Genomic DNA, 24802 nt, shown 5'->3' with positions numbered 1-24802 from the left:
AGCGACGTCAGTATGAGTGGCAGTCACGACGATGGTGTCCTTGCAAACGTTATGCACGCAGCTCCTGCCCGCGCAGAAAGCAGAGCCGGTACGGAGGCGCGAGCATGGAAGGACGGCGTCGCAGCAGCCGCGACAGCCCACGACCCGACGGTCGCAGCAGCCACGGCACCACGTCACCAGCCGTCTTCCCCTCGAAGACACCGCAGCCGGCACCACGCGGTGTGCATCGCGTGGCTGTCGGCAGGTCTTCGGACTCATGGGCGCGAAGGCCAGGGCCTTCTTCCTACTCCGCCGCTTCCCAAGGCCGCTTGCCTCAGTGCTGTGTGGCGGGGTCGTTCCCAATTACCGCTGCGGGGCAGTGCCGGAATGGCCTTAACGGCGTCACCGGCTTCCCTTTCAATCCAACGAGGCACGCCCCGTTGGAACCGACGGGACACAAGATAGTGTGGGTACATGGCAGGGTCAACACCAAATCTAGTAAAAATATGGCGAGCCTTGGGGCATAAGGGCTGCGCTGCAACTGTACGGATATTGGTGATTGGAACTGTCCGAAAAGACTGCGCAGTCAAGTAGGTGGCGAGCACTTTATTGAGGCAAAACGTGGATTTGAAGCGGACCGGCCAGTGGCGCGCCCAACAGGGCATGACTTTCGGCCGAGGCCAAACACCGCCCGGGCGATGAAGCTGGCCTTACCCTCAAGGATGAACTCACACCATGCGCGCGATTGGACTCACCGCCTTGCTGTTGCTGCTACCTGCTGCCGGACACGCCGCCAACATGAAGTCCCCGCGGTTGTCGGCCGCCCAATGCGGCGTCGAAACCGACTACGACGTGCTGGTCGATGGCGGCGGTATCTGGTTGCGCCGCGACACTGCCAGCTTGCGCGAAATCGTTTTCCACGATGGTCAGTTGAGCGTGGATGGCCACATGCAGGAAGTGTCACCCGATGATGCCCAGCGATTGCGCGCATTGGAAGTCGGGGTACGCCAGTTGATGCCGGCGGTCACCGGCATCGCCACCGAATCGGTGGGCATCAGCTTCGATACGCTGGATGCGGTGTATGAGGGTCTGACAGGCCACGCTAACTCCCGCAAGGTCCGCAAGCTGCGCAGGGAGGCCGAACATTTTGTCGAGCAGACCATTGGCCGCGGCCGCTGGGAGCGGGATCTTTTCAACGAGGGCTTCGAAGCGCGGGTCCAGGATGCTGCCGAGACCCTGAGCGGCTCCATCGCCCGCAGCGTTCTGTGGGCGGTATTTACCGGTCGCGAGGACAAGCTGGACGCGCATGCAGACCAGCTCGGCGAGGAGCTGGACCAGCGCCTGGAAGCCCGCGCGCTTGCACTGGAACAACATGCACAATCCCTTTGCACACAGGTCCAAGGACTTGATCGCCTGCAGTCGGCACTGGAGTTCCGCTTCAACGGCCAGCCACTGCAGATGATGTGGGTTAGCGACGATAACGCCCCGATGGCGGCACGCGAAGATGCCACTGACCGCAGCATCCCGCTGCCTGCACGCTAAAAATCACTGATATTGGTAGTGCCGAGCCATGCTCGGCAGGAGCTTTGCCGGTAGAGCCCTTGCCGAGCATGGCTCGGCACTACAGGGCATGGTCTTGTAGGAGCGGCGTAAGCCGTGAAGCTGGCATTGCTTGAAAGGCCGCAAAAGCCAACCCCCTCCCCTACGCTTCGCCAAATGGAAGGCGGCGTAGTGCCGAGCCATGCTCGGCAGGAGCTTTACCGGTAGAGCCCTTGCCGAGCATGGCTCGGCACTACAGGGCATGGTCTTGTGGGAGCGGCGTAAGCCGCGAAGCTGGCATTGCTTGAACGGCCGCAAAAGCCAACCCCTCCCCAAACCCTCCCTTGGCTTCGCCAAAGGGAGGGGGTCGTAGCATCACCCCTTCGGCAGCTGCGCCAGTTCCTCGCGCACCAGCCGCACCACCAGCTTGTCCAGGGTATCGACCGAATAGTTATCCACCTCATGCACGGTCTCACTGCCTGGGCCGCTGGAAGGATCATTGGCATCCTTGTAGGTGAGGAAGATGAAACGACCGCCGGTGTACTGGGCAATCTGCCGCTGCGCGATCTCGCCGGTGGTGTCCTGGCCCGATGCAGCCACACTCAACACCTTGATGCCCTTGCCCAGCGCCGCCAGCATGGTCTGCTCATAGCGCGGCTGCGGGTAGTCCATGTGCGGTGGCGCGTCCGCCAGCGACACCAGCAGGCGCGTGGTCGAGGCGCCGCGCCAGTTCATCGCCTGCACCGCATGATCAAAAGCCTCGTTCATCGCTTCCGGATAGTCGCCACCGCCATTGGCCTGCACGCCATCGAGCACCTTCTGGAAGGCAGACACGTTGTTGCTCAGGTCCCAACCGCGCACGAAGTACTCGTCGCCACGGTCGCGGTAGGTCACCAGGCCCAGGCAGATATCCGGATTGGACGGCAGCTTGGCAATATCGCGCACGATCCCCTGCAGGGAGTCACGCAGTTTGTCGATCTCATCGGCCATCGAACCGGTGGCATCCACCATGAACACCAGATCGAGTTTTGCCCGCGCCGGCAGCGCTGCATCGGCCACCACCACCTGCAAGGCATTCTTCTGCCCGCGCTGCAGGGCTGCGCTCACGGTCCTGCCGGCGCGGCGTACCTGTACCTGATAGCTGTCCGAATCACGGTTATCAAAGGCGTTGGGGTGCACCCACACCTGGCCACCGGCGTCGGTACGCGCCCACATCCGCGCACCATTGCGTGCACTTACCGCCACCTCCGCATCCGGAACCGGCCGGCCCTGCGCATCCACCAACTGCAAGCGGTGGCGCACGCTGATATCACGGCCGAGGGTGTTGGCTTCCTCGTGACCTTGCAGGAACTGCTGGAAGGCCGCGAAGTCGGCGTTGTCGTCGACCCACCGGCGGTAACAACTTCCTGCTGCTGGCGCACGGCAGTGCTGCTGGAAGCCGGCGCCATCGGCATTTCCGCAACAGCGTAACTCCCGTCGGCGGCCGCTTCGGCAACGGCTGCATCAGGCGAAGGTGCAACCGGCGCCGGCGGGGACGGTGGCGCCATCATCTTCGCCTCCGCACGGGAGCCATCACCGCGTCGCAGCCGGGCTTCTCCCCCAGCGATGTTGTGCTGCTGCGGCTTCGGGCTGGGATCGGCGACTTCACGCAATACCGGTGTATCGCTGCAGATGGTGGCGGCGGGCGCGTGGAAGTTGGGCTGGGTCTGGCGCATGCGCTGCGTGGCCGGCGCCTTGAGATCCCCCCTGCCCTCCGCGACCGGGAACGGCGTGTGGCGCACCTCCGCTGCCACCGGCAGGCCGAGCAACAACGTCACTGCGGCGGCCAGCGCCATGCTGCGAACTGCCGGCCTGTTTACAAGCTTCGAGCTACCCATGATTCCTGCTCCATGCGGGCCGCGTGATGCGGCGTACGGAGATGGAAACGGATGGGGATGCGGAGTGGGGTTAAACCCCTCCTCCGTAGTGCCGAGCCATGCTCGGCAGAGGACCTTATCGGTAATGCCCCTTGCCGAGCATGGCTCGGCACTACAGGGATGCTTTATCGGTAAGGCCCCCTGCCGAGCATCGCTCGGCACTACCGGCTCAGTGGCGGTGGGCGGTGCCCAGGTACTCGGCGCTCTGCATCTCGATCAGGCGGCTGGCGGTACGCTCGAAGGCGCCGGCCAGGCGGGTGCCGCTGTACAGCAGGGGCGGTGCGTCCTGCGCGGTGCAGACCAGGTTGACCTGGCGGTCGTACAGCTCATCGATCAGGTTGACGAAACGACGCGCCGCGTCTTCGTTCATGCGATCGAAATGGGGGATGCCACCCAGCAATACCGTGGTGAACTCACGTGCGATCTCGATGTAGTCCGAAGGACCACGCGGGCCTTCGCACAGCGCGGCGAAATCGAACCAGGCGATGCTCTTGCCGCGGCCACGCACCGGGATCTTGCGGCCTTCGATCTGGATGTTGCCACCACGTGCCTCCTCGGCACCGCTCAGCTCCTTCCAGCGCCCGGCCAACCAGGCATCACTCTCCGCATCCAGCGGGGCGCGGTATACCGGCGAGCGGGTCAGCGCGCGCATGCGGTAGTCCTCGGTGCCTTCGGCATACAACTCGACGCAATGCTTCTGCAGCAGCGCGATGGCCGGCAGGAAACTGTCGCGCTGCAGGCCATTGAGATAGAGGTTTTCCACTGCGGTATTGGACGTCGTCACCAGGGTCACGCCCTCGGCGAACAGGCGCTCCAGCAGCCTCCCCAACAACATCGCATCACCAATGTCGGTGACGAAAAACTCATCCAGCACCAGCACGCGCAACTTGTCGCGCCACTGCTGGGCAATCTTGGCCAACGGGTCGCTCTGCCCCTGGTGCAGGTGCAGCTGCTCGTGGATGCCGCGCATGAAGCGATGGAAATGGGTGCGGTACTTCTGCTCGATCGGCAGGCCGTCATAGAACAGGTCGACCAGGAAGGTCTTGCCGCGGCCTACGCCGCCCCAGAAGTACAGCCCCTTTACCGGCTCGGGCTTTTTCCAGAAGGCTGACAGCCGGTCCAGCCAGCCGTCCTGCGCGCTGTCGACGATTGCCAGGTGGATGCGGTCCAGCTCGGCCAGGGCCGCATGCTGGGCAACATCATCGCGCCAATCGCCACGGGCCACGCCGGCGGCGTAGCGTTGTGAGGGGATCATTGCATCCATGCTCAGTTGCTGCCGTCGGGCAGCCAACGCCGCACTTCATGCTGGATCGCGCCACGCAGATCGATCAACTTGCGGTGGAAGAAATGCGAGGTATCGGGCATGCGCACCAGCTGCGGCGGATTGGGCAGCGACTCCAGCCATTGGTACACGCTGTGCGCATCCACCACTTCGTCGGCATCGCCCTGCACCACCAACCAGTTGGCCGGCGGCTGCACTTCCGAGAAATCCCAGGTGCGGCGGCCGACCGGCGGCGCGATCGAGATCAGCGCCTGCGGCTGCAGCTGTGCGGCGGCGCGCAACGACACATAGGCGCCGAAGCTGAAGCCGGCCAGCCATAGCGCGGCGTCCGGGCGCTCACTGCGCACCCAGTTGACCACGGCGCGCAGATCGTCGGCTTCGCCTTCACCGTTGTCGTAGGTACCGGCCGAGGCACCGACGCTGCGGAAGTTGAAACGCACGGTGGTGATACCCAAGTCGCGCAGCGCGCGCGAAACCATGGTGACCACCTTGTTGTGCATGCTGCCGCCCTCGATGGACAGCGGGTGACAGATGACCGCGATGATGGGACGGGCAGCGGCCTCGCCCTCGGGCAGGTCGACACCGACTTCCAGAGGACCGGCCGGGCCGTCCAACATCAGCGTCGCCGATTCGTGGGGGAATGGGAGAGTTTGCATGCGGCCATAATAGCGGCCCCGTCCGGCGGCTTCACGCCCGGCCTTCACAACTGTCCAACTCCATGCATTTCCTTGTCCTGAGTGTGATCTGCAGCGTTCTGGTATCGGTGCTGCTGAAACTGGCACCGCGCCGCGGCATCGACATCGCCCAGGCGGTGACCTGGAACTACCTTGCCGCCAGCGTGCTGTCGTTGCTGTTGCTCAAGCCTTCGCTGCAGTCGCTGCAGAGCGGGCATACCCCGTGGCTGGCACTGCTAGGGCTGGCTGTGGCGCTGCCAGGCATCTTCCTGGTGCTGGCACGGGCGGTGCGCGAGGCCGGCATCGTACGCAGCGACGTGGCCCAGCGGCTGTCCCTGCTGCTGTCGCTGGCTGCCGCCTTCCTGCTGTTCGGCGAACAGGCCAATGGCTGGAAGCTGGCCGGCCTCGGGCTGGGCCTGCTGGCCATTGTTGGTGTGAGCGCGCGTGATGGCGATACCAAGCAGCATTCGCGTACCAGCTGGGGCTGGTTGCTGGGTGTGTGGGCAGGCTTTGCCTTGATCGACATCCTGCTGAAGCAGGTGGCTGCAGCCGGAACGCCTTCCACTGCCGCGCTGCTGGTGAGCTTCGGCATCGCCTTCGTGCTGATGCTGGGCTGGCAGTTGCAGCGGCATTTCATCGGCAAAAGCCGGATGACGCTGGCCAATCTCGGCTATGGCCTGCTGCTTGGCCTGCTCAACTTCGGCAACATCCTGTTCTACGTGCGCGCGCACCAGGCGCTGCCGGATAGCCCGGCAACGATCTTTGCCAGCATGAACATCGGCGTGGTGTGTCTGGGTGCACTGGTCGGCGTGCTGGTGTTCGGTGAGAAGACCAGCGCATGGAACCGGTTTGGTCTGGCGTTGGCGGTGGTGGCGATTGCCCTGATTGCGCGCGGGACGCTCTGAGGGACTGCAGCTGCGGCTCTTCTCCTCTCCCCTTGTGGCAGAGAATGCCGAAGGCAGGAGAGGGGGCGGCGTAGCCGCTTGCTTGGTTGTTCGCCAAGAGCCCCCCTCTCCCCAACCCTCTCCCGCAAGGGGAGAGGGGGCAGAACCCCCTCTGGCCACCCTCTCCTTGCACTCCCAGTTCCGGCGACCTCAAGCCAGCGAAAACGAACACGTCGCCAGAATCACCACTCGTTCCTGGTTCCTACCCTCTACTTCCTGCCATCAAGGCTCAAACCCCAGCAACAGCGGATCATGATCCGAGCTGCGCCACGGTCCCGGCACGTTGCGGCCCTGGTAACCCATCTCGTCGGCCTCGTCGGCATTGATATGCCACTCGGCCGCGCCCTTCAGCCGCGCGGCCATGCCCGGGCTCAACAAGGCGTGATCCAGGCGGCCGGTCAGGCCGTTGTAGACATAGCTGTAAGGCTGCTGCACGCCGGCCACCTTGAACGCATCCTGCCAACCGTCGGCATTCAAGGTGCGGATCGGGTCTTCCATCGCATAAGCGTTGAAGTCGCCCAGCAGTACCGCGTCGCGGCTGCCGCTGCCGGTGGGGTCGCCCTGCAACCAGCTGTGCAGCAGCTTGGCCGATTCCACCCGGGTCGCGTTCCAGCAGCCCTGGCCATCGTTCTGATCGGCGTCGGCGCCGCTTGCTTCCGAGCAGCCCTTGGACTTGAAGTGGTTGGCCACCATCACGAACGGCGTGCCCTTGCGGCCCATGCGGAAGGCCTGCGCCAGCGGTACGCGGCTGCGCTCACCGAACGGCTCGCGTTCCAGCACCGCCGGCTTGCCGAGCGGGCTCACTTTTGAAGCGCGGTAGATGATGCCGACCCGGATCGGATTGTCGCCGGGGCCTTGGCCAGCGTCGACAAAGCGCCAGTCGCCGTCCTTGCCCTGGGCGGCATTGAGCGCACGCACCAGCTGATCGATCGCCGAACCCGGGCCGTAGCCGTCGTTCTCCAGTTCCATCAGCGCGGCGACGTCGGCATTGAGGCTGCCGATGGTGGTGATCAGCTTGGCCTGCTGTGCGGCCTGCTGCTCGGCGGTCTTGGCGCCGCGCAGGGTCGGGTAGCCGCCGCCCTTGCCGTCGCCATTGAAATAATTCTCCAGATTGAAGGCGGCAATGCGCAGGCCGCCCGGTACGCTCGGCGCCTGCTGCGGACGCTGGGCATCCACCTGCAGCGGCGCGGTCAGCTGCAGCCGGTAGCCACCATCAAAACGCTGGTCGACGATGCCCTGCACGTCACGCAGCTGGGCGCCGCTGCGCAGCAGCGCCTGCGCCGGCAGATAGGACACCGCGCCCGGCTCGCGCTTGCCGCTGGCATCGTCCAAACGCAGCCGGCGGCGGTTGTTGTCGGCGATCACCGCCGCCTGCTCGGGGCTGCCGGCGGCGGCCACTTCGCTGGGCTGCCACAGGCGGCCACCGAAGGCCGCGGTCAGCTCGCCGTAACGCGACAGCTGGTCCTGCCCGGCCAGGGTCAGCCCGCCAGGAATGCGCACCTGCATCCCTTCCAGCGCCTCCCAGTTGGCCGGCGCCGCGCTCAACACCAGCGCTGCCGGCAGCGGCCGCGCGGTGCCCGGCTGGATGTTCTGCGCCTGCAGCGTGGTCAGGCTCTGCTCGCTCTTGCCGGCGGCCTGCTCTTCGACGGTACCGGTGATGCGCAGCCATTGCCCTACCTGCAGCGCCTGTTCCTTGGGCACGCGCACGAATACGGCGTCGGAGGTGCTGCTATCGCCGTCACCGGCGTCCTGCACGAAGATACCACCCAGACCATCGCGCATGTCGGCGGTCACTGCGCCCTCGATGGTGACGTTCTTGCCCGCGTAGGGGCTGCGCTCGGTGGCGCCCTGCACGCTGCCGATCGGCAGCACGACGGGCTTGGAAGGGGCAGCCAGCGCCGCGCCGGAACAGGCGGCAGCCAAGGCCAGGGCAAGCAGGGTACGGGTACAACGCATGGACGCACTCCGGGAAAGACGGAAACAGAAGCGCCGCCCTGCTCGGGCGGCGCTGGCTATTCTGCAGCAATCGGGTTGGTTGCCAGCTGCGTGAGTCTGGCGGCTTTCTATTTCAGATTGGAGGTCATCCAATCCACGGCGGCGTGGATCTGCTCCTCGCTGAGGCCGGCGTTGCCGCCCTTGGGCGGCATGATGCCGCCATCCGGGCCGGTATAGCCCTCGATGGCGTGCTTGTAGAGGGTGTCCTTGCCCTGCGCCAGGCGCTTGTCCCAGTGGCTGTGGTCCAGCGTGGGTGCGTTGCCGACGCCGCTGGTATGGCAGGCGGTGCACAGGTTGTCGAAGATGGTTTTGCCGTCCAGCGTGCCGCCGTAGGCACCGCTGGCTGCGGCTGCAGCGGCGGCCGCTGCGGAGGCGGCGGCCTGCGCGGAGGCACCGGTGGCGCCGGCGTATACCGCACCGATCGGCGCGATGCGCTGCTCGATGCGTTTGGTCGCGGTCGGCGAGACTTCCTTTGGAATGGCGTGCTGCAGGTAAGACGCGAAGATGATCAAGCCAATCGTGATGATGGCCAGGGTGGCGATCACGATGGAAAAGCGCTTCAGAAATTCAAGGTCGTAATTCCGCACGTCTCATCACCCCGGGCGAGTTGTCGGTGGACCAGCAGCTGCTGGGCGAGTATAGACCAGCGTCTGCCCGCCCCCGCAATGCCCATCAAGATGCGCACATCTGCGGCAACGCAACATGCTGTGCCGATGCGGGCACTCAGTGCGGCAGCGTGGCACCTGCAGCGCGCAGGCACAGTGCGCTGATCGCAGTGACCAGGTGTTCGCCATCGCGCAGGCCATCACGGCTGGGCGCAGTGGGGCCGACCAGTGCTTCGGTGAAGGCACCGACGATGCAGGCGGCGCTGATGTCCAGATCCTGCGCCGGCAGTTCACCTGCGCGCACGCCGTCTTCGAGAATGCGCTTGAACACATCGCCGAACAGACGCCGGCAACGGATACGCTCGGCTTCCACTTCCGGGTCCACCGGCTCGGCGATGAAGGCATAGGCCAGCCCGGGGCCGGCCATGGCGCGGCGCACGAACGAGGCCACCGCCCGCTGCAGTCGCTGCGGTGCCGGCGAGGGCTCGTCGGCGATGGCGGCCAGGATCTCCAACTCGTGCTCCACGGCGAAGGTGAGCACCTCGACGAACAGTTCCGCCTTGGATGGGAAATGCCGATAGATCAGACCGGTAGACACCCCCGCCTCGGCCGCCACCGCGGTGATCGGCGCATTCCTGTATCCACCGGCCGCCACCAACCGGCGGGCCGCGACCAGGATCCGCTCGCGGTTGCCCGCCAGCCGTTTTTCCATCAATTCCGAGCGCTTGTAAGCCATTTGTTGATTCTATGTTCAATTTTTGAATTTGTATTCACTTTTTGCCCGGGAGCCGCTAGGCTGCGGGCAAACGCCCGTGCCGACGGCCTGCCCGTCACCCCAACCCGGTGCGCCCCTTATTGCCACGCCGTACCGGAGCCAGCCATGCACGTCCCCACCCTGTCCTTTGATCTGGGCGAAGAAATCGACATGCTGCGCGAGAGCGTGGCGCAGTTTGCCGCCGCGCACATCGCCCCGCTCGCTGCCGAAGCCGACGCCAGCAACCACTTCCCCAACCAGCTCTGGCGCCTGCTCGGCGAACAAGGCCTGCTGGGCATGACCGTGGAAGAAGAATACGGCGGCAGCGGCATGGGTTACCTGGCGCACGTGGTGGCGATGGAGGAAATCTCGCGCGCCTCCGGTGGCATTGGCCTGTCCTATGGCGCGCACTCCAACCTCTGCCTCAACCAGCTGCGCAAGAATGCCAGCGAAGCGCAGAAGCACAAATACCTGCCCAAGCTGTGCAGCGGCGAACACGTCGGCGCGCTGGCGATGAGCGAACCGGGCGCCGGCTCGGATGTGGTGTCGATGAAGCTGCGCGCCGATCTGCGCGGCGATCACTATGTGCTCAACGGCAACAAGATGTGGATCACCAATGGTCCCGATGCCGATGTGCTGATCGTCTACGCCAAGACCGACCCGGACGCCGGTTCGCGCGGTATCACCGCCTTCATCATCGAAAAGGGCATGAAAGGTTTCTCCACCGCGCAGAAGCTGGACAAGCTCGGCATGCGTTCGTCCAACACCTGCGAGCTGGTCTTCCAGGATTGCGAAGTGCCGGCCGAGAACGTGCTGGGCAGCGTTGGCGGCGGGGTCAAGGTGCTGATGTCCGGGCTGGATTTCGAGCGCGTGGTGCTGTCCGGCGGCCCGCTGGGCTTGATGTCGGCAGCGCTGGATGTGGTGCTGCCCTATGTGCATGAGCGCAAGCAGTTCGGCGAAGCGATCGGCACTTTCCAGCTGATCCAGGCCAAGCTGGCCGATATGTATGTGGGCCTCAATGCCTGCCGCGCCTATGTATATGCGGTGGCCAAGGCCTGCGACCAGGGCCGCACCACGCGCCAGGACGCCGCCGGTGCCATCCTGTATTCGGCCGAGAAGGCGACCTGGGCGGCGGGCGAAGCCATCCAGATCCTTGGCGGCAATGGCTATATCAACGAGTACCCGGCCGGCCGTTTGTGGCGCGATGCCAAGCTGTATGAGATTGGCGCAGGCACTTCGGAAATCCGCCGCATGCTGATCGGGCGGGAGTTGTTCCAGAAGACCGCGTAAATACCGCTTGAGCCCCTCTCCCTCCGGGAGAGGGGTTGGGGTGAGGGGAAGCTTCTAGCAAGCAGACCCAATTGCTTTGTAGCTTTAAAAGCTCCCCTCATCCGCCCCTTCGGGGCACCTTCTCCCGCAGGCGGGAGAAGGGACAAAACAGCAAGAGCAACAGCAACAAAACAGCAACAGCAAGAGCAAGAAGCAACGGCAACGGCAAGAAGCAGCTGCAACTGCAACTGCAAAAAACATAAGCAACAGCCCTGCTGCCATGTTTCCGCGCGCAGGCAAGCTCCAGAACCCAGGACTTCGGCCATGACCATACTCACTTCCCAGCTGCAACCCGGCAGTGACAGCTTCGAAGCCAACCGCGCCGCGATGCAGCTGCAGGTAGATGATCTGCGCAACACCCTGGATGCCACCGCCCGCGGCGGCAGCGATGCTGCCCGAGCCAAGCACACCGCGCGTGGCAAGCTGCTGGTGCGCGACCGCATCGATGCCCTGCTCGATCCCGGCAGTGCCTTCCTGGAAGTCGCGCCACTGGCCGCGCACGGCATGTACGCCGATCCGGTACCCGGCGCCGGCATGGTTGCCGGTATTGGTCGGGTATCCGGCGTTGAATGCCTGATCGTCGCCAACGATGCCACCGTCAAAGGCGGCACCTACTATCCGGTCACGGTGAAAAAGCATCTGCGCGCGCAGGAAATCGCCCAGCAGAACCGCCTGCCCTGCATCTATCTGGTCGACTCCGGCGGCGCCTTCCTGCCGCTGCAGGATGAAGTCTTCCCCGACCGCGATCATTTCGGCCGCATCTTCTACAACCAGGCCAATCTGTCGGCGCAGGGCATCCCGCAGATTGCCTGCGTGATGGGCAGCTGCACGGCCGGCGGCGCCTATGTACCGGCGATGAGCGATGAAACCGTCATCGTCAAGGAACAGGGCACCATCTTCCTCGGCGGCCCACCGCTGGTGAAAGCAGCGACCGGTGAAGTGGTCAGCGCCGAAGAACTGGGCGGTGCCGATGTGCATACGCGCATCTCCGGCGTGGCTGACCACATGGCCGACAACGACCTGCAGGCACTGGCGCGAGTGCGCGCCATCATCGCCAATTTGAACTGGCGCAAGCCGGATGCAGGCGTTGCGCTGCAGGCCAGCGAGGCGCCGTTGTTCGATGCGCAGGAACTGTACGGGGTGATCCCCAGCGACACGCGCAAGCCCTACGACGTGCGCGAGGTGATTGCGCGCATCGTCGATGGTTCGCACTTCGATGAGTTCAAGCCGCGCTACGGCAATACCCTGGTCACCGGCTTTGCGCATGTGCACGGTCACCCGGTCGGCATCATCGCCAACAACGGCATCCTGTTCTCCGAGTCGGCGCTCAAGGGCGCGCACTTCATCGAGCTGTGCTGCCAGCGCAACATCCCGCTGCTGTTCCTGCAGAACATCACCGGCTTCATGGTCGGCCGCAAGTACGAGCACGGCGGCATTGCCAAGGACGGTGCAAAGCTCGTCATGGCGGTGGCCAATGCGCGGGTGCCCAAGTACACGGTGGTGATCGGCGGTTCGTTCGGTGCCGGCAACTACGGCATGTGCGGGCGGGCCTATTCGCCGCACTTCCTGTGGATGTGGCCGAATGCGCGCATCGGGGTGATGGGCGGTGAGCAGGCGGCCAGTGTGCTGGCAACGGTCAAGCGCGATGGGATCGAGGCCAAGGGTGGTGCGTGGTCGGCCGAGGAAGAGGATGCCTTCAAGCAGCCTATCCGTGATCAGTTCGAGCAGCAGGGGCATCCGTATTATGCGAGTGCGCGCTTGTGGGATGACGGGGTGATTGATCCGGCGGATACGCGCCGCATTCTTGGCTTGGCGCTGGCGGCAAGTCTCAATGCGCCGGTGCAGGACACGCGGTTTGGCGTGTTCCGGATGTAGTGCACATGGGATCCCTTGTAAATTCAAGGTCAGAAACAAAGGCTTTCACTCCCCTACGGGGAGCGAGTCACTTTTCTTTGCTTGTGCAAAGAAGAAGTAACCAAAAGAAAGCACACCCTGCCTCCGCGCCCAGCACGCTACGCGTGCCGCGTTCACTCCACCGATGGGATTTTTCGACACGACATCCCTGTCGTGGCGAAAAACGACGTGCATCCTTGCACGTCGCCCTTCGGGTATTTCCCACCGGCTCCGTCGCTGCGGAAGGGGCCCGTACAACCAATGCAAGAGCAACCGCAACAGCAACGGCGAAAGCCCTCGGATCCTCCCCTGCCCGCGCGGCACATCGTGGATAAGACAATGTTCAACAAGATCCTGATCGCCAATCGCGGTGAAATCGCCTGCCGCGTTATTGCCACCTGCCGCCGTATGGGTATCGCCACCGTGGCGGTATACTCCGATGCCGACCGCAATGCACGGCATGTTCGTTTGGCTGATGAGGCCATCCATATCGGCGCAGCGCCGGCTGCTGAAAGCTATCTGCGCGCCGAGGTCATACTCGATGCGGCGCGGCGCAGTGGTGCGCAGGCTATCCATCCGGGTTATGGCTTTCTCTCGGAGAACGCGGGCTTCGCGCGTGCCTGTGATGCTGCAGGCATCGTCTTCATCGGGCCGCCGGCCAGCGCCATCGATGCGATGGGCGACAAGAGTTCGGCCAAGGCGCTGATGCAGACGGCGAACGTGCCGCTGACGCCGGGTTACCACGGTGAACGGCAGGAGCCGGAGTTTCTGCGGGCGCAGGGCGATGCGATTGGTTATCCGGTGCTGATCAAGGCCAGCGCAGGTGGTGGTGGCAAGGGCATGCGCAAGGTCGAGGCCAGTGCCGATTTCGAAGCCGCGCTGGCCAGCTGTCAGCGCGAGGCGCAGGCGTCGTTCGGCAATGCGCATGTACTGGTTGAGAAGTACGTCGAGCGGCCGCGTCATATCGAGATCCAGGTGTTCGGCGACAGTCACGGTGACGTGGTCTATCTGTTCGAACGCGACTGCTCGGTGCAGCGCCGTCACCAGAAGGTATTGGAAGAAGCACCCGCGCCCGGCATGAGCGTTGAACGCCGCGCTGCGATGGGCAAGGCCGCTACCGATGCGGCGCGTGCGGTTGGCTATGTCGGCGCGGGTACGGTTGAGTTCATCGCCGGGCCGGATGGCGATTTCTATTTCATGGAAATGAACACCCGCCTGCAGGTCGAGCACCCGGTCACCGAACTGATCACCGGCACCGATCTGGTCGAATGGCAGCTGCGCGTGGCCGCAGGTCAGCCGCTGCCGAAGACCCAGCAGCAGTTGCAGATCCATGGTCATGCGATCGAAGCGCGCCTCTATGCCGAAGACGCCGACCGCGGCTTCCTGCCCTCGACCGGAACGCTGCGCCATCTGCGCCTGCCACAGCCCAGCGCCCATGTGCGTGTGGATGCAGGTGTTGAGCAAGGCGACGCAATTACTCCGTACTACGATCCGATGATCGCCAAGCTCATCGTCTGGGACGTGGACCGCGACAGCGCCCTGCAGCGCATGCAGCTGGCACTGGCGCAGTGCCAGGTGGTCGGCGTGACTACCAATGCCGCCTTCCTGCGCCGGCTGGTACTGACCGATTCTTTCCGCACCGCCAACCTCGATACCGCCTTGATCGAGCGCGAGCGTGAGGCGCTGGATATCCATCACATCGCGGCAAGCGACGAGGACTGGGCGCTGGCCGCCGTGCTTGCCGTCAGCAGCGAGCAGCCGCGCAGCAACGACACTTCGCCCTGGGCAATCGCCGACAGCTGGCGGCTGACCGGACCGGCGGCACGGGCGGTGACGCTCGAACATCTGGAGCAGCGCCAGCAGCTGCAGGTCCGCGACACCGCCAAGGGCTGGCAGGTACGGCTCGGCGACGCGCTGATCGAGCTTGTCGGCAAGGCTGACAAGGACGGCTACGCCCTGCAGCTTGGTCAGCGCCTGCAGCGCGGCCAGGCCATGCGCGAAGGCAATGCGCTGTACGTGTTCGGCACCGATCAGCAACAACGCTTCAACATCCATGACCCGGTCGCCGAAGCCGATAGCAGCAACGACCACGGCGGCAGCCTGCTGGCACCGATGCCCGGCCGCGTCGTCACCCTGCTTGTACAGCCGGGCAGCACCGTCAGCCGCGGCACGCCACTTGTCGTGATGGAAGCAATGAAGATGGAGCACACCCTGCAGGCGCCAGCCGACGGCACCGTGCACGGCTTCCGCGCCAAGGCCGGTGATCAGGTGGCCGACGGCGCGGTGCTGGTGGATTTCGAGGCCACCCCGGTCACTTGATCCATCGAGATAGCGCTGGCGAACTTACTAGATTCGCCGGCGGCATGCCCTCAAGCCTCGGCCGGCAGTGAGTGCCAAATCTGTTCGGCAGGATCGAGCTCCATCGTCACCATCTCCGGTCCTCGCCATCCAAATCCGCACACGGCCAGCACGCCTTCCGTCATCGAGTCGAGGCCGAGCAACTGTTCGAGCAGCGCTTCGTTGATCGCGCACGTGACATAGGCGCCCAACCCCATCTCGGTCGCCGACATGTAGAGCGTCTGTGAAAGATGCCCGGCTTCCAGCACGACGGCACGATAGGCCTTGGCATGGTGCCGGTACTTCCAGAAATTGCGGGTATAGCGCGGCGACAGCACGACCATCACGTGCACATCCGCAAACCAGTGCTGCTGCGCGACAGCGTCCAGCATCACTTGCTGGACTGGTACCGTTGGTGCAGGAAGGGGTTCCAGCGCATGTGCCAGCGGATGATAGTGATACAGACCATCTGCAAGGCCATCAACGTTGCGAACCAATAGGTATGCCTCGATAGGATGCAAGCCACCACCCGAAGGGCTGCTCTTCTTCAGGAAGACGGTATCTTCCGTCACCCTCACCGAGGAACGTGCGGCGAAGACCCGCCCGAGCAGGCGCGACAGCATCGTCGCTGGCAGTGGACGCAACGAATCGAAGTTGCGGCAGGTAACGCGCTGTCCCAACAAAAGATCGAACGCGTTTCCCTGATGATCAGGAAGCGGAAGGCGCTCGCTTTCCGCGACGCGGTTTACGACTTCTGCCGGGGGCGATCCGAGCTGCTGCCTCAGCTCCGCTGCAGTGGAAGTTCCGGTATCCACCATCGCCTGTACGGCATCGGCATCCCTCCACCGCGTGAATGCATTGAAGGTTGCCGCAAGCGGGTGCCAATGAGCATTCCTTATCCGCTCGTCCTGCCGGCGGAACGCCAAATAGCGTGCGTGCCGGCCGATAACCAGACCTTTCCGCAACAATGAGCGCAACGATGCGCCGGCGTTCTTTCTGAAGTCGGCGCCATCGGTCCACGCCTCCGGACTGAGCCGCCCAAGCAGTATGCACTCGGCCTCATCGACGATCACCTCATTGTCAAGATGCGGGGCAAGAGCAACCCAATAACAGTTGCGTTTCAAGCCATCCCCGCCCGACAGCAATGCAGCCAGATTGAACTCGACCTGCTCCCGCGGCTCCAGATGCAGGATTGAACAACGCCTCACCTTCACACACCCGCTCCTCAGTCGTATAGTTGCAAGATTCCTGAATGAGAGCGGAACAAGCCGGTCAGACGCCACTCCCGCGCCCCCTCACCACAACCAGAAGTCTGCAGCGAAGGAAACAACGTGGCAACGAAGAAACCCGGCATGCCAACAACACATATCGCACTCAAACCCACCATTGCCGATCATCTTCTCGACCTTTTGAGCACAGACAACGGCTTCAGGCGCGCCTTCAAAAAAGACCCTGCCGCCGCCCTTCTCCAAATTGGGCATGCGCCAGCCGGGAATGATCCCACCGCTGAGCTTGACTACCTGCGCGCCAGTCTCTCAGTGGAACGCTTGGCAACTAAAGAAAGCATCGCCAAGTCCCGTAAAGAAATCAGGAAAATGCTGACAGATGGCCTTTCCATGATCCCCATTCAACTGAATGTGGAAGGCAGCGCTTCGCGGCGGACCCGCAAGTAGTCGGGCAATGTCCGATTTTTCCAGTAGGCATCAAACGACTGGAGTTCCTTGAGCGCCGCTTCGCGGCGCCCAAGTTGTGCCAGCAACTCAATTTTCCTGAGACGTGCCAGATTGGAATCGGCGATGTTGAGGCTCTGGCCACACCATCCGCATCCGCCATGCTCGACATATGCCCAGCCCCGGTGCGACACCATCCAGTCAGCCTGGCGCAAAGCAGCTTCGGGTTTGCCCTCCGCCACGTAGGCTTCCATCAATGCTTCCCGCAGCTGGAATGACTCATGCTGTCCGAGAGTGGAAACCAACCCCTCCAGCGCCAACCCTGCGTTACCGGAAGCCATGGATTCGCGTGCCTTGAGGACCTGCAGGAACCCGCCCACCGGCTGCATGGCTACAATCTGCGGCGACTGCTCCAGGCGCACAATCAGCTGCCGGGCCAGTTCGTGATCGCCGAGACGCTGCGCCAGGATCGCACCGTAAGCCGCAGTAATGGCCTCGCCACGCGCGGTAAGACCTGCAGCCCCATCAAGCGCTACCATCGAATCGCGAACAATATTCCGAGTAATGCCCAAGGCACCCCTTCGATTACCGGACATCCACTGCAACACAGCAAGTTGTATCTGCCCTTGCCGGAATCTACTGCCATCGGTGGGCAATGCCTGCAGCAACCGCTGCGCCTCCAAGGAAGCAGCTTGCAGCTCACCCTTGTCCAGGAAATGAGAGACGTGATCAAAGTGGGGCGCTGCCAGCTTTGTATCTCGCGGCCACAAGCGCTCCGCCTCTTGGAAATTACCTTGGGCAGCATTCAGGTTGGCCTGCCACACCGCGGCGGTCACCAATCCACTTTCTGACGCTCTTGAAAATGCGGTTGCTGCATCTCCATAGTTTCCCAACGCCAAGGACATGCGCCCAAGCGCTTCCTGCGAGAGCGGAGCGAACTCATAGCGCGACTCCGAAGCGCGACGGATATAGGGAAGTGCTTCCTGGTACCGGTTCTCCATTTCCAAGGCATACCCGACGTTGGCAGCAGCCGCGTAGAAGTCTGGATAGAGGTCGGACATCTGACGCCATTTTTGATATGCGTCACCAGGGTTGTTGATCTGTACTTCCCAAGCCTGCATGTACATGGCCTCCCTGGGCGAGAGGCGACTGGTCATCGCCTGGGTTTTCTGCAGACTCAGCAATCCCTTGGGAAGCTGCTCGGTTGCGTTGAGTGCACGCAGCATCCCCAGGTGCGCCAGCGCGAAATCCTTATCCAAGGAAACCGCATGCTCATACAGCCCCAATGCTTGCTTGTACTGTCCTTTGCCAAAGGCCTCCTGACCCATCGCATAGGCTCGCAAAGCGTCTAGATCGCGAGTACTGACTTCTGGCAGCGGCCTGGAGTCACGCCCGATCGATGCAATCGCCTCACCGAGACGGCCCCGCAGACGCGCAGTTACCTGGTCTACCGAAGCCAAGGCAGAATCGAGTCCACGTCCGTCGGCATATTCCGTATACACCGTGTTCTGCGTAACCGGGTCAACGATCTCCACGGTGACACGTAGGCGCCCGCCCACCTCCGACACCAGCGGAAGCACAACTGCACGCGCGCCATCCCGCAACGCGACTTCGGAGGCAACCGCGCGATCAACCAGAACCTTCTCTGGGTCCTTCCTCATCCGCGACAGCGTGTCGCGGACCTTCAAGTCGCTGAGTACGTTGACGTACTTCGATTGTTCCAGGCTGATCCGGAACGCCTGCCGCAGCGATTCATCGAGAACCGTCTGCCCGGTTAGGTTGCGTAGATCTCCCACCACTATCCAATCGCGCTCGGTGAAGGCGATGGCTGGTTCTGGACGTACCAGTATCCAGACCACGGCAACAGCAACCACGACCAGCATCAACTCAGCGACCAAGGCCACTGGCCTCCGCCACAGCGGCAACATACGCCAGGCCTTGCTCGAACGTGCCGGCGCGCGCAATGGAGCGCGGCCGGCAACACCCACTTCAAACACTTCCTGCGGTGTTGGCAGGCCCTTGAAGCACCAGCGGCCGTGTGACTTCCATTGCAAGCCGGTACCGCGTTCGCCCAGCTCACGTTGACTGGCACGCAGCAGGCCTTCGGCCACTGCCGAGAGCAGGATCTGGTTTGGTCGCGCCAGCGCCATCAGTCGGGCGGCGGTTGGCTTGGCTACGCCCTCCACATCCAATGGTTTGGCGCCCGCCGCTACCGCATCGTCATCATTGCGCCAGAACAGCACATCACCGACATGGATGCCGATCCGTGCCTGCAGCGGCAATTGCCGCTGTTTGCCGATCTCCGCCAGCGCGTCCAGATAATCCAGAGCAAAACCAAGGCCGTGCACAGGCACATCGAACAGCAGCAGCATGCCATCGGAGCGATCAATCAAACGTCCTTTCCAGCGCTGCAGCAGCTGCAGTACGCGCACATCCAGGCTTCGGAACAGCTCGGCCGCTGCCGCATCGCCAATGCGTGCGGTCAGCGCCACTGAGTCGCATAGATCGGTCAGCACCAGCGTCTTGAGCTGACGATCGGATGAGGCGGCGTCAGTCTCGCTGGACATGATCTACACCGAATGCTTCAAGGCCTTCGAATCCTTCCCGGCACCACTGCGCACGGTTGCCACCATCGCGCTTGGCTTCGTACAGCGCCTTGTCGGCGCGGGAATACGAATCGTTCCAGTGATGGTCTTCATCAATCAACACCATGCCGATGCTCAGCGAGCATGCACCCACCGTGGCGCCGGGATAGGCGATCAGGTGGCGCACCGCGTCCAGCACGAAGTCGGCGGTACGCTGCAGGCCGTCGGCGTCGGCGTCCATCAGCAGCACGCAGAATTCATCGCCACCGAGGCGGCAGGCGATGTCGTCCTTGCCGGCCACCGAGGCGAGGATGCGGCCGAAGCACTGCAATGCGTGGTCGCCGGCCAGGTGACCGTAAGAGTCGTTCAAACCCTTGAAGTCGTCGCAGTCGATCAGCAGCAGGCCGCGCGGGCGATGGCCGGAACGGTGTGATTTCTTCAGGTAGGCGGTGAGCGCCCGGCGGTTGCTGAGCCCGGTCAGGTCATCGCTGTAGACCAGCTCGCGGGTGTGGTGCAGTTCGTGGTTGGTGCTGTACAGGTTGCCCAGCGCGGATTCCAGCTCGTGGTTGCGGCGGCTGAGCTGGGCAATGAGCCGCTGTTCGCTGGACACCACCCGCGACAGCGTGCGCCGCAGGAAAAACACCACCATCGCCGGGTCCTGGTCGATCAGGCGATGGAAGTTGGCATGGGTGATTTCCAGCAGGACGCTGTCGCAGTTGGCACGGGCGTCGCAGGAGCGCGGGTGGCGCTCGATCAACAGACCAAGCTCGCCGAAGAAGTCGCTGCTGCCCATGGGCTTGGGCGCCAGGCCGGCACCGAAGTCCAGGCTGACGGTGCCGCTGACAATGATGAACATCGAGCTGCCCAGATCGCCACGGCGGAACAGCAGTTCGTCGGCCTGCAACGTGCGGCGGACCCCGTACTGGGCAAACAGGTCAAATTCCACCGGCGACAATTGCGCGCGCAGCGCGGCATCCCCGGCCGACATAGCGGCGGGAAGCTCAGACTCCAGTGCCAGACCCCCTGTTCCCATGCCGCTCATTCCCTGCCTCATGGACCGCCCGTCCATGCCAGACGAGTAATCTCGCGAGCCTATCATCAAAATAAATCAATTTGTGCGCCAGGCCACTATTTCACACTAGGTCGGGGCGCAAAAAAGAAGGGGCTCGTAAGAGCCCCTTTGAAACGACCTTATAAGCGCCCTCAGGCAGCCTTTTCAGCCTGGAACTGCTCCTCCTCGGTGGAGCCGGTCAGCGCGGTCACACTGGACGCGCCGCCCTGGATCACCGTGGTCACATCGTCGAAGTAGCCCGCGCCCACTTCCTGCTGGTGCGAGACGAAGGTATAGCCCTTTTCACGGGCGGCGAACTCCGGTTCCTGCACCTGTTCCACATAGTGGCGCATGCCCTCGCCGCGGGCGTAGTCGTGGGCGAACTTGAAGGTGTTGAACCAGTTGATGTGGATGCCGGCCAGGGTGATGAACTGGTACTTGTAGCCCAGCGCGGCCAGCTCGTCCTGGAACCTGGCGATGGTCTTGTCGTCCAGGTTTTTCTTCCAGTTGAACGAGGGCGAACAGTTGTAGGACAGCAGCTTGCCGGGGCTGGCGGCATGCACGGCCTGGGCGAACTCGCGGGCGAAGCCCAGGTCCGGGGTGCCGGTTTCACACCACACCAGGTCGGCATGCGGGGCATAGGCGACGCCGCGGCTGATCGCCTGCTCCAGGCCGTTCTTGACCTTGTAGAAGCCTTCGGCGGTGCGCTCACCGGTGATGAAGGGTGCATCGTTCGGGTCGAAGTCGCTGGTCAGCAGGTTGGCGGCTTCGGCGTCGGTGCGGGCCAGCACGATGGTCGGCACGCCCAGCACGTCGGCGGCCAGGCGCGCGGCCGACAGCTTCTGGATCGCCTCCTGGGTCGGCACCAGCACCTTGCCACCCATGTGACCGCACTTCTTCACCGCCGCCAGCTGGTCCTCGAAGTGCACCGCAGCAGCGCCGGCCACGATCATGTTCTTCATCAGCTCATAGGCGTTCAACACGCCGCCGAAGCCAGCCTCGCCGTCGGCGACGATCGGCAAGAAGAAGTCGATCGCGTCCTCGGCCTTGACCTTGCCGTCGATGATGTTCTTCCACTGGATTTCATCAGCGCGCTGGAAGGTGTTGTTGATGCGGCGAACCATGGTCGGCACCGAGTCGTAGGCGTACAGCGACTGGTCCGGGTACATGGTTTCAGAGGTGTTGCCATCGGCGGCCACCTGCCAGCCGGACAGGTACACCGCTTCCAGTCCGGCCTTGGCCTGCTGCATGGCCTGGCCGGCGCTGATCGCACCGAAGGCGTTGACGTAGCCCTTCTTCGAGCTGCCATTGACCAGCTCCCACAGGCGTTCGGCGCCGCGCTTGGCCAGGGTGTGTTCCGGCTGCACGCTGCCGCGCAGGCGCACCACGTCGGCGGCACTGTAGGTGCGTTCCAAACCCTTCCAACGCGGGTTGGTGTCCCAGTCCTGCTGCAGGGCGTCGATCTGTTGCTGGTAGGTGCTCATCGTGTCGTCCTCGAAAGAAATAGTCGGTGCCAAGGGGAGGGTCAATCGATCTGCCGGTAGGCCGGCAAGGTCAGGAACTCGGCCAGGTCATCAGCGCGGCTGAGTTGGTCGAGCAGGCCGATGGCCTGGGTGATGCGGCCGCCACCGGGCAGCGCGGAGGTGTCGCCCAGCCGCGCCGGCAGCGCGCGCAGGGTGGCTGCCAGCAGCGCGAAATCGATCGCGGTGCCGTCGTCCAGATGCTGGTTGCCGGCATGCAGCCACTGCCAGATCTGGCTGCGGCTGATCTCGGCGGTGGCGGCGTCTTCCATCAGGTTGTGGATGGGCACGCAGCCATTGCCGTCCAGCCAGGCGGCCAGGTAGCGCACGCAGACTTCAACGTTGTTCTCGAAGCCGGCGCGGGTGACGGTGCCGCTGCACGGCGCGATCAGGTCATCACGGCTGACCTGCACGTCACGACGCAGCACGTTGTGCTGGTTGGCACCGGGCATGTGCTCGTCGAAGATGGCGCGGGCCACCGGGATCAGCGCCGGGTGCGCCACCCAGGTGCCGTCGTGGCCGGCAGTGACTTCGCGCAGCTTGTCGGCGCGCACCCGCGCCATCGCCTGCTCGTTGGCGGCAGCGTCGTTGTTGATCGGGATCTGCGCGGCCATGCCGCCCATCGCATGCGCACCGCGGCGGTGGCAGGTCTTGATCAGCAGTTCCGAATACGCCTTCAGGAACGGCTGGGTCATGGTCACCTGGCCACGCTCCGGCAACACCTTGTCGGCGTGCCGGCGGAAGGTCTTCAGGTAGGAAAAAATGTAGTCCCAGCGGCCGCAGTTCAGGCCAACGATGCGCTCGCGCAGCGCATGCAGGATCTCATCCATCTCGAACACCGCCGGCAGCGTCTCGATCAGCACGGTGACCTTGATCTGCCCATGCGGCAGGCCCAGCATGCCCTCGATATGCGACAGCGCGGTCTCCCACAGCGCCGCCTCTTCCATCGACTGCAGCTTGGGCAGGTAGAAGTACGGGCCGCGATCCTTGTCCATCAGGGTCTGCGCGTTGTGGAAGGCGAACAGCGCCGCGTCGAACAGGCCACCGGCAATCGGCTGTCCATCGATCAGTACGTGCTTCTCGTCCAGGTGCCAGCCGCGCGGGCGCACGATCAGCACCGCCTGCTCGTCGGCCGGGCGCAGCGTGTAGTGCTTGCCCGGGCCCTTGGCGGTGGCTGGCGCGGTGAAGTCCAGGTCACCGCGCACCGCCGCCTTCATCGTCTGCTGGCCGGCCAGCACGTTGCGCCAGGTCGGCGAGGTCGAATCCTCGAAGTCGGCCATGAACACCTTGGCGCCGGAGTTCAGCGCGTTGATGACCATCTTCGGATCGGTGGGGCCGGTGATCTCGACGCGGCGGTCCTGCAGCGCGGCCGGGATCGGCGCCACGCTCCAGTCCTCTTCACGGATGGCGCGGGTATCGGCGCGGAAATCCGGCAGGCCGCCCTGGTCGAAGAAGGCCTGCCGCTCGCGGCGGGCGGCCAAACGGGCCTGGCGACCCGGCTCGACCGCACGGTGCAGCGATACAAGCAGGCCCAGCACGCCGGCCGGCAGCAGCGCGGACTGGCCGGCGAGCTGGGTGGTCAGGGTGATGCCCGGGGTCGGGCGGGGGGCGGACTGCGGCGTAGCGACAGCGTGGGCGACGGCGGACATGGGAGTTCCTGCGTGTGTCGGGGACTCCAACCTGCGGCCACAGGCATATATTTAACAAAACAGTTTTTGCAATGTTATCTATAAGTTGTGCTAATACTTGCCACATCATGCCCAGCAAGCCGCCCGTAACCCCGCGTTTTTCCTACAAGTCTGACCGGCTCAAGCCGTTGCGGGCGTTCCTGCAGACGGTGCGATTGGGCTCGGTTTCACGTGCGTCGGAGGCGCTTTTTGTCAGCCAACCGGCGGTGAGCCTGCAGCTGCAGGCGCTGGAACGGGAGCTTGGGGTGGTGCTTTTCGAGCGCAGCGGACGCCGCCTGGTGCCCAGCCGCGAGGGCCAGCTGCTGTACGACATGGCCCAACCGCTGGTGGAAAGCCTGGACGGGCTGCTGCCTCGGTTCCGCGAGAAGGTCAGCGGGCTGGACGCGGGCGAGCTCAATATCGCCGCAAATTCGTCGACCATCCTGTATCTCCTGCCCAAGATCGTCGAAAACTTCCGCAAACTGCATCCGGATGTGCGCCTGACCCTGCACAACGCGATCAGCGCCGACGGCACCGACCTGCTGCGCAGCGATGCCGCCGATCTGGCCATCGGCTCGATGATGGATGTGCCAGCCGACCTCAGCTACGCGCCGGTCTACCGCTTCGACCAGGTGCTGATCACCCCGCCCGACCACCCGCTGGCCAAGAAGAAAAACCTGACGCTGGAAGACCTGTCGCCGTGGCCGCTGATCCTGCCACCGCGCCGGCAGATCACCTGGCGGCTGGTCGATCTGGTGTTCCAGCAGCACCGCGTGCCCTACACCGTGGCGCTGGAAGTGGGCGGCTGGGAGGTGATCAAGCAATACGTGGCGATGGGCATGGGCATCAGCATCGTCACCGCGCTGTGCTTGAACGATGGCGACCGCGACAAGCTGGCCACGCGGGCGATGAGCGATTACTTCCCGTCGCGCAGCTACGGCGTGGTGGTGCGGCGAGGCAAGGTACTGTCGCCGCAGGCGCGGGCATTTGTGGAGCTGATCCAGCCGGACCTGTTTGCGCCACGGCAGTACGACGATACCGGGCATTCGGAGCGCTAGGCCT

Annotated in this window: 19 protein-coding genes and 1 riboswitch; of the genes, 8 read left to right on the top strand and 11 right to left on the bottom strand. The window is 63.9% G+C overall.

Features of this window, described 5'->3' with window-relative positions; translation table 11 throughout:
• Positions 1–221 precede the first annotated feature (221 nt).
• Positions 222–445, bottom strand: a riboswitch (cobalamin riboswitch).
• A gap of 269 nt (positions 446–714) precedes the next feature.
• Positions 715–1521: a DUF2884 family protein gene (locus BCV67_RS10915; RefSeq protein WP_062170446.1), complete on the top strand. Its 807-nt coding sequence runs from the start codon at positions 715–717 to the stop codon at positions 1519–1521.
• Between the two features lie 372 nt (positions 1522–1893).
• Here the strand turns inward: BCV67_RS10915 and BCV67_RS10910 are convergent, their stop codons facing one another.
• Positions 1894–2820, bottom strand: a complete 927-nt coding sequence (locus BCV67_RS10910) for a vWA domain-containing protein (protein ID WP_156455892.1) — start codon at positions 2818–2820, stop codon at positions 1894–1896.
• Here BCV67_RS10910 and BCV67_RS20105 point away from each other — a divergent pair.
• On the top strand, positions 2812–2988 hold the full coding sequence (locus tag BCV67_RS20105) for a hypothetical protein (protein WP_156455893.1): 177 nt from the start codon (positions 2812–2814) through the stop codon (positions 2986–2988). The genes BCV67_RS10910 and BCV67_RS20105 overlap by 9 nt on opposite strands.
• Positions 2989–3603: 615 nt before the next feature.
• On the opposite strand, the gene zapE is transcribed toward BCV67_RS20105, so the two are convergent.
• Entirely contained in the window at positions 3604–4698 is a 1095-nt protein-coding gene (zapE, locus tag BCV67_RS10905; protein WP_062170450.1) for a cell division protein ZapE, read from the bottom strand.
• Positions 4699–4700: 2 nt separating this feature from the next.
• Complete coding sequence (locus tag BCV67_RS10900; protein ID WP_062171896.1) at positions 4701–5372, bottom strand: alpha/beta hydrolase; 672 nt, start codon at positions 5370–5372, stop codon at positions 4701–4703.
• A gap of 62 nt (positions 5373–5434) precedes the next feature.
• Between BCV67_RS10900 and BCV67_RS10895 the strand changes: the two genes are divergently transcribed.
• Positions 5435–6295: an EamA family transporter gene (locus BCV67_RS10895; RefSeq protein ID WP_062170452.1), complete on the top strand. Its 861-nt coding sequence runs from the start codon at positions 5435–5437 to the stop codon at positions 6293–6295.
• Positions 6296–6556: 261 nt separating this feature from the next.
• On the opposite strand, the gene BCV67_RS10890 is transcribed toward BCV67_RS10895, so the two are convergent.
• From BCV67_RS10890 to BCV67_RS10880, 3 genes are all read right to left on the bottom strand, one after another.
• On the bottom strand, positions 6557–8290 hold the full coding sequence (locus tag BCV67_RS10890) for an ExeM/NucH family extracellular endonuclease (protein WP_062170454.1): 1734 nt from the start codon (positions 8288–8290) through the stop codon (positions 6557–6559).
• Positions 8291–8397: 107 nt separating this feature from the next.
• Positions 8398–8916, bottom strand: coding sequence for a c-type cytochrome (locus BCV67_RS10885; RefSeq protein WP_062170456.1), 519 nt, complete (start codon positions 8914–8916; stop codon positions 8398–8400).
• Positions 8917–9052: 136 nt separating this feature from the next.
• Positions 9053–9670, bottom strand: coding sequence for a TetR/AcrR family transcriptional regulator (locus BCV67_RS10880; protein ID WP_062170458.1), 618 nt, complete (start codon positions 9668–9670; stop codon positions 9053–9055).
• A gap of 144 nt (positions 9671–9814) precedes the next feature.
• Here BCV67_RS10880 and BCV67_RS10875 point away from each other — a divergent pair, with 144 nt between their 5' ends.
• From BCV67_RS10875 to BCV67_RS10865, 3 genes are all read left to right on the top strand, one after another.
• On the top strand, positions 9815–10978 hold the full coding sequence (locus BCV67_RS10875) for an isovaleryl-CoA dehydrogenase (protein ID WP_062170459.1): 1164 nt from the start codon (positions 9815–9817) through the stop codon (positions 10976–10978).
• A 303-nt stretch (positions 10979–11281) separates the two neighbouring features.
• The gene (locus BCV67_RS10870) at positions 11282–12892 is read left to right on the top strand and encodes a carboxyl transferase domain-containing protein (protein ID WP_062170461.1); all 1611 of its coding nucleotides are present in this window, start codon (positions 11282–11284) and stop codon (positions 12890–12892) included.
• Positions 12893–13249: 357 nt separating this feature from the next.
• Positions 13250–15229, top strand: a complete 1980-nt coding sequence (locus tag BCV67_RS10865) for an acetyl/propionyl/methylcrotonyl-CoA carboxylase subunit alpha (protein ID WP_062170463.1) — start codon at positions 13250–13252, stop codon at positions 15227–15229.
• A gap of 50 nt (positions 15230–15279) precedes the next feature.
• On the opposite strand, the gene BCV67_RS10860 is transcribed toward BCV67_RS10865, so the two are convergent.
• Positions 15280–16461, bottom strand: coding sequence for a putative peptide maturation dehydrogenase (locus BCV67_RS10860; RefSeq protein ID WP_062170465.1), 1182 nt, complete (start codon positions 16459–16461; stop codon positions 15280–15282).
• A gap of 117 nt (positions 16462–16578) precedes the next feature.
• On the opposite strand from BCV67_RS10860, the gene BCV67_RS19560 reads away from it, so the two are divergent.
• Complete coding sequence (locus tag BCV67_RS19560) at positions 16579–16920, top strand: NHLP-related RiPP peptide (RefSeq protein WP_156455894.1); 342 nt, start codon at positions 16579–16581, stop codon at positions 16918–16920.
• On the opposite strand, the gene BCV67_RS10855 is transcribed toward BCV67_RS19560, so the two are convergent.
• From BCV67_RS10855 to aceB, 4 genes are all read right to left on the bottom strand, one after another.
• The gene (locus BCV67_RS10855; RefSeq protein ID WP_065868106.1) at positions 16875–19484 is read right to left on the bottom strand and encodes a putative peptide modification system cyclase; all 2610 of its coding nucleotides are present in this window, start codon (positions 19482–19484) and stop codon (positions 16875–16877) included. The two genes, BCV67_RS19560 and BCV67_RS10855, sit on opposite strands and share 46 nt — an antisense overlap.
• Positions 19468–20535 (bottom strand): GGDEF domain-containing protein, encoded by a 1068-nt coding sequence (locus BCV67_RS10850; RefSeq protein WP_065868217.1) that lies wholly within the window; start codon positions 20533–20535, stop codon positions 19468–19470. Before BCV67_RS10850 ends, BCV67_RS10855 begins: the two co-directional genes overlap by 17 nt.
• Before the next feature lie 170 nt (positions 20536–20705).
• Positions 20706–22037, bottom strand: a complete 1332-nt coding sequence (aceA, locus tag BCV67_RS10845; protein ID WP_062170471.1) for an isocitrate lyase — start codon at positions 22035–22037, stop codon at positions 20706–20708.
• Positions 22038–22078: 41 nt separating this feature from the next.
• Positions 22079–23722: a malate synthase A gene (gene aceB, locus BCV67_RS10840; protein ID WP_062170473.1), complete on the bottom strand. Its 1644-nt coding sequence runs from the start codon at positions 23720–23722 to the stop codon at positions 22079–22081.
• 107 nt (positions 23723–23829) lie between these two features.
• Here aceB and BCV67_RS10835 point away from each other — a divergent pair, with 107 nt between their 5' ends.
• Positions 23830–24798, top strand: a complete 969-nt coding sequence (locus tag BCV67_RS10835; protein ID WP_062170475.1) for a LysR family transcriptional regulator — start codon at positions 23830–23832, stop codon at positions 24796–24798.
• Positions 24799–24802 lie beyond the last annotated feature (4 nt).

The sequence above is a fragment of the Stenotrophomonas nitritireducens genome (genome assembly GCF_001700965.1).
GTDB classification, from domain to species: Bacteria; Pseudomonadota; Gammaproteobacteria; order Xanthomonadales; family Xanthomonadaceae; genus Stenotrophomonas; species Stenotrophomonas nitritireducens_A.
The sequence above is the reverse complement of the archived record's forward strand: the minus strand, read 5'-3'. Positions and strand labels throughout refer to the sequence as shown.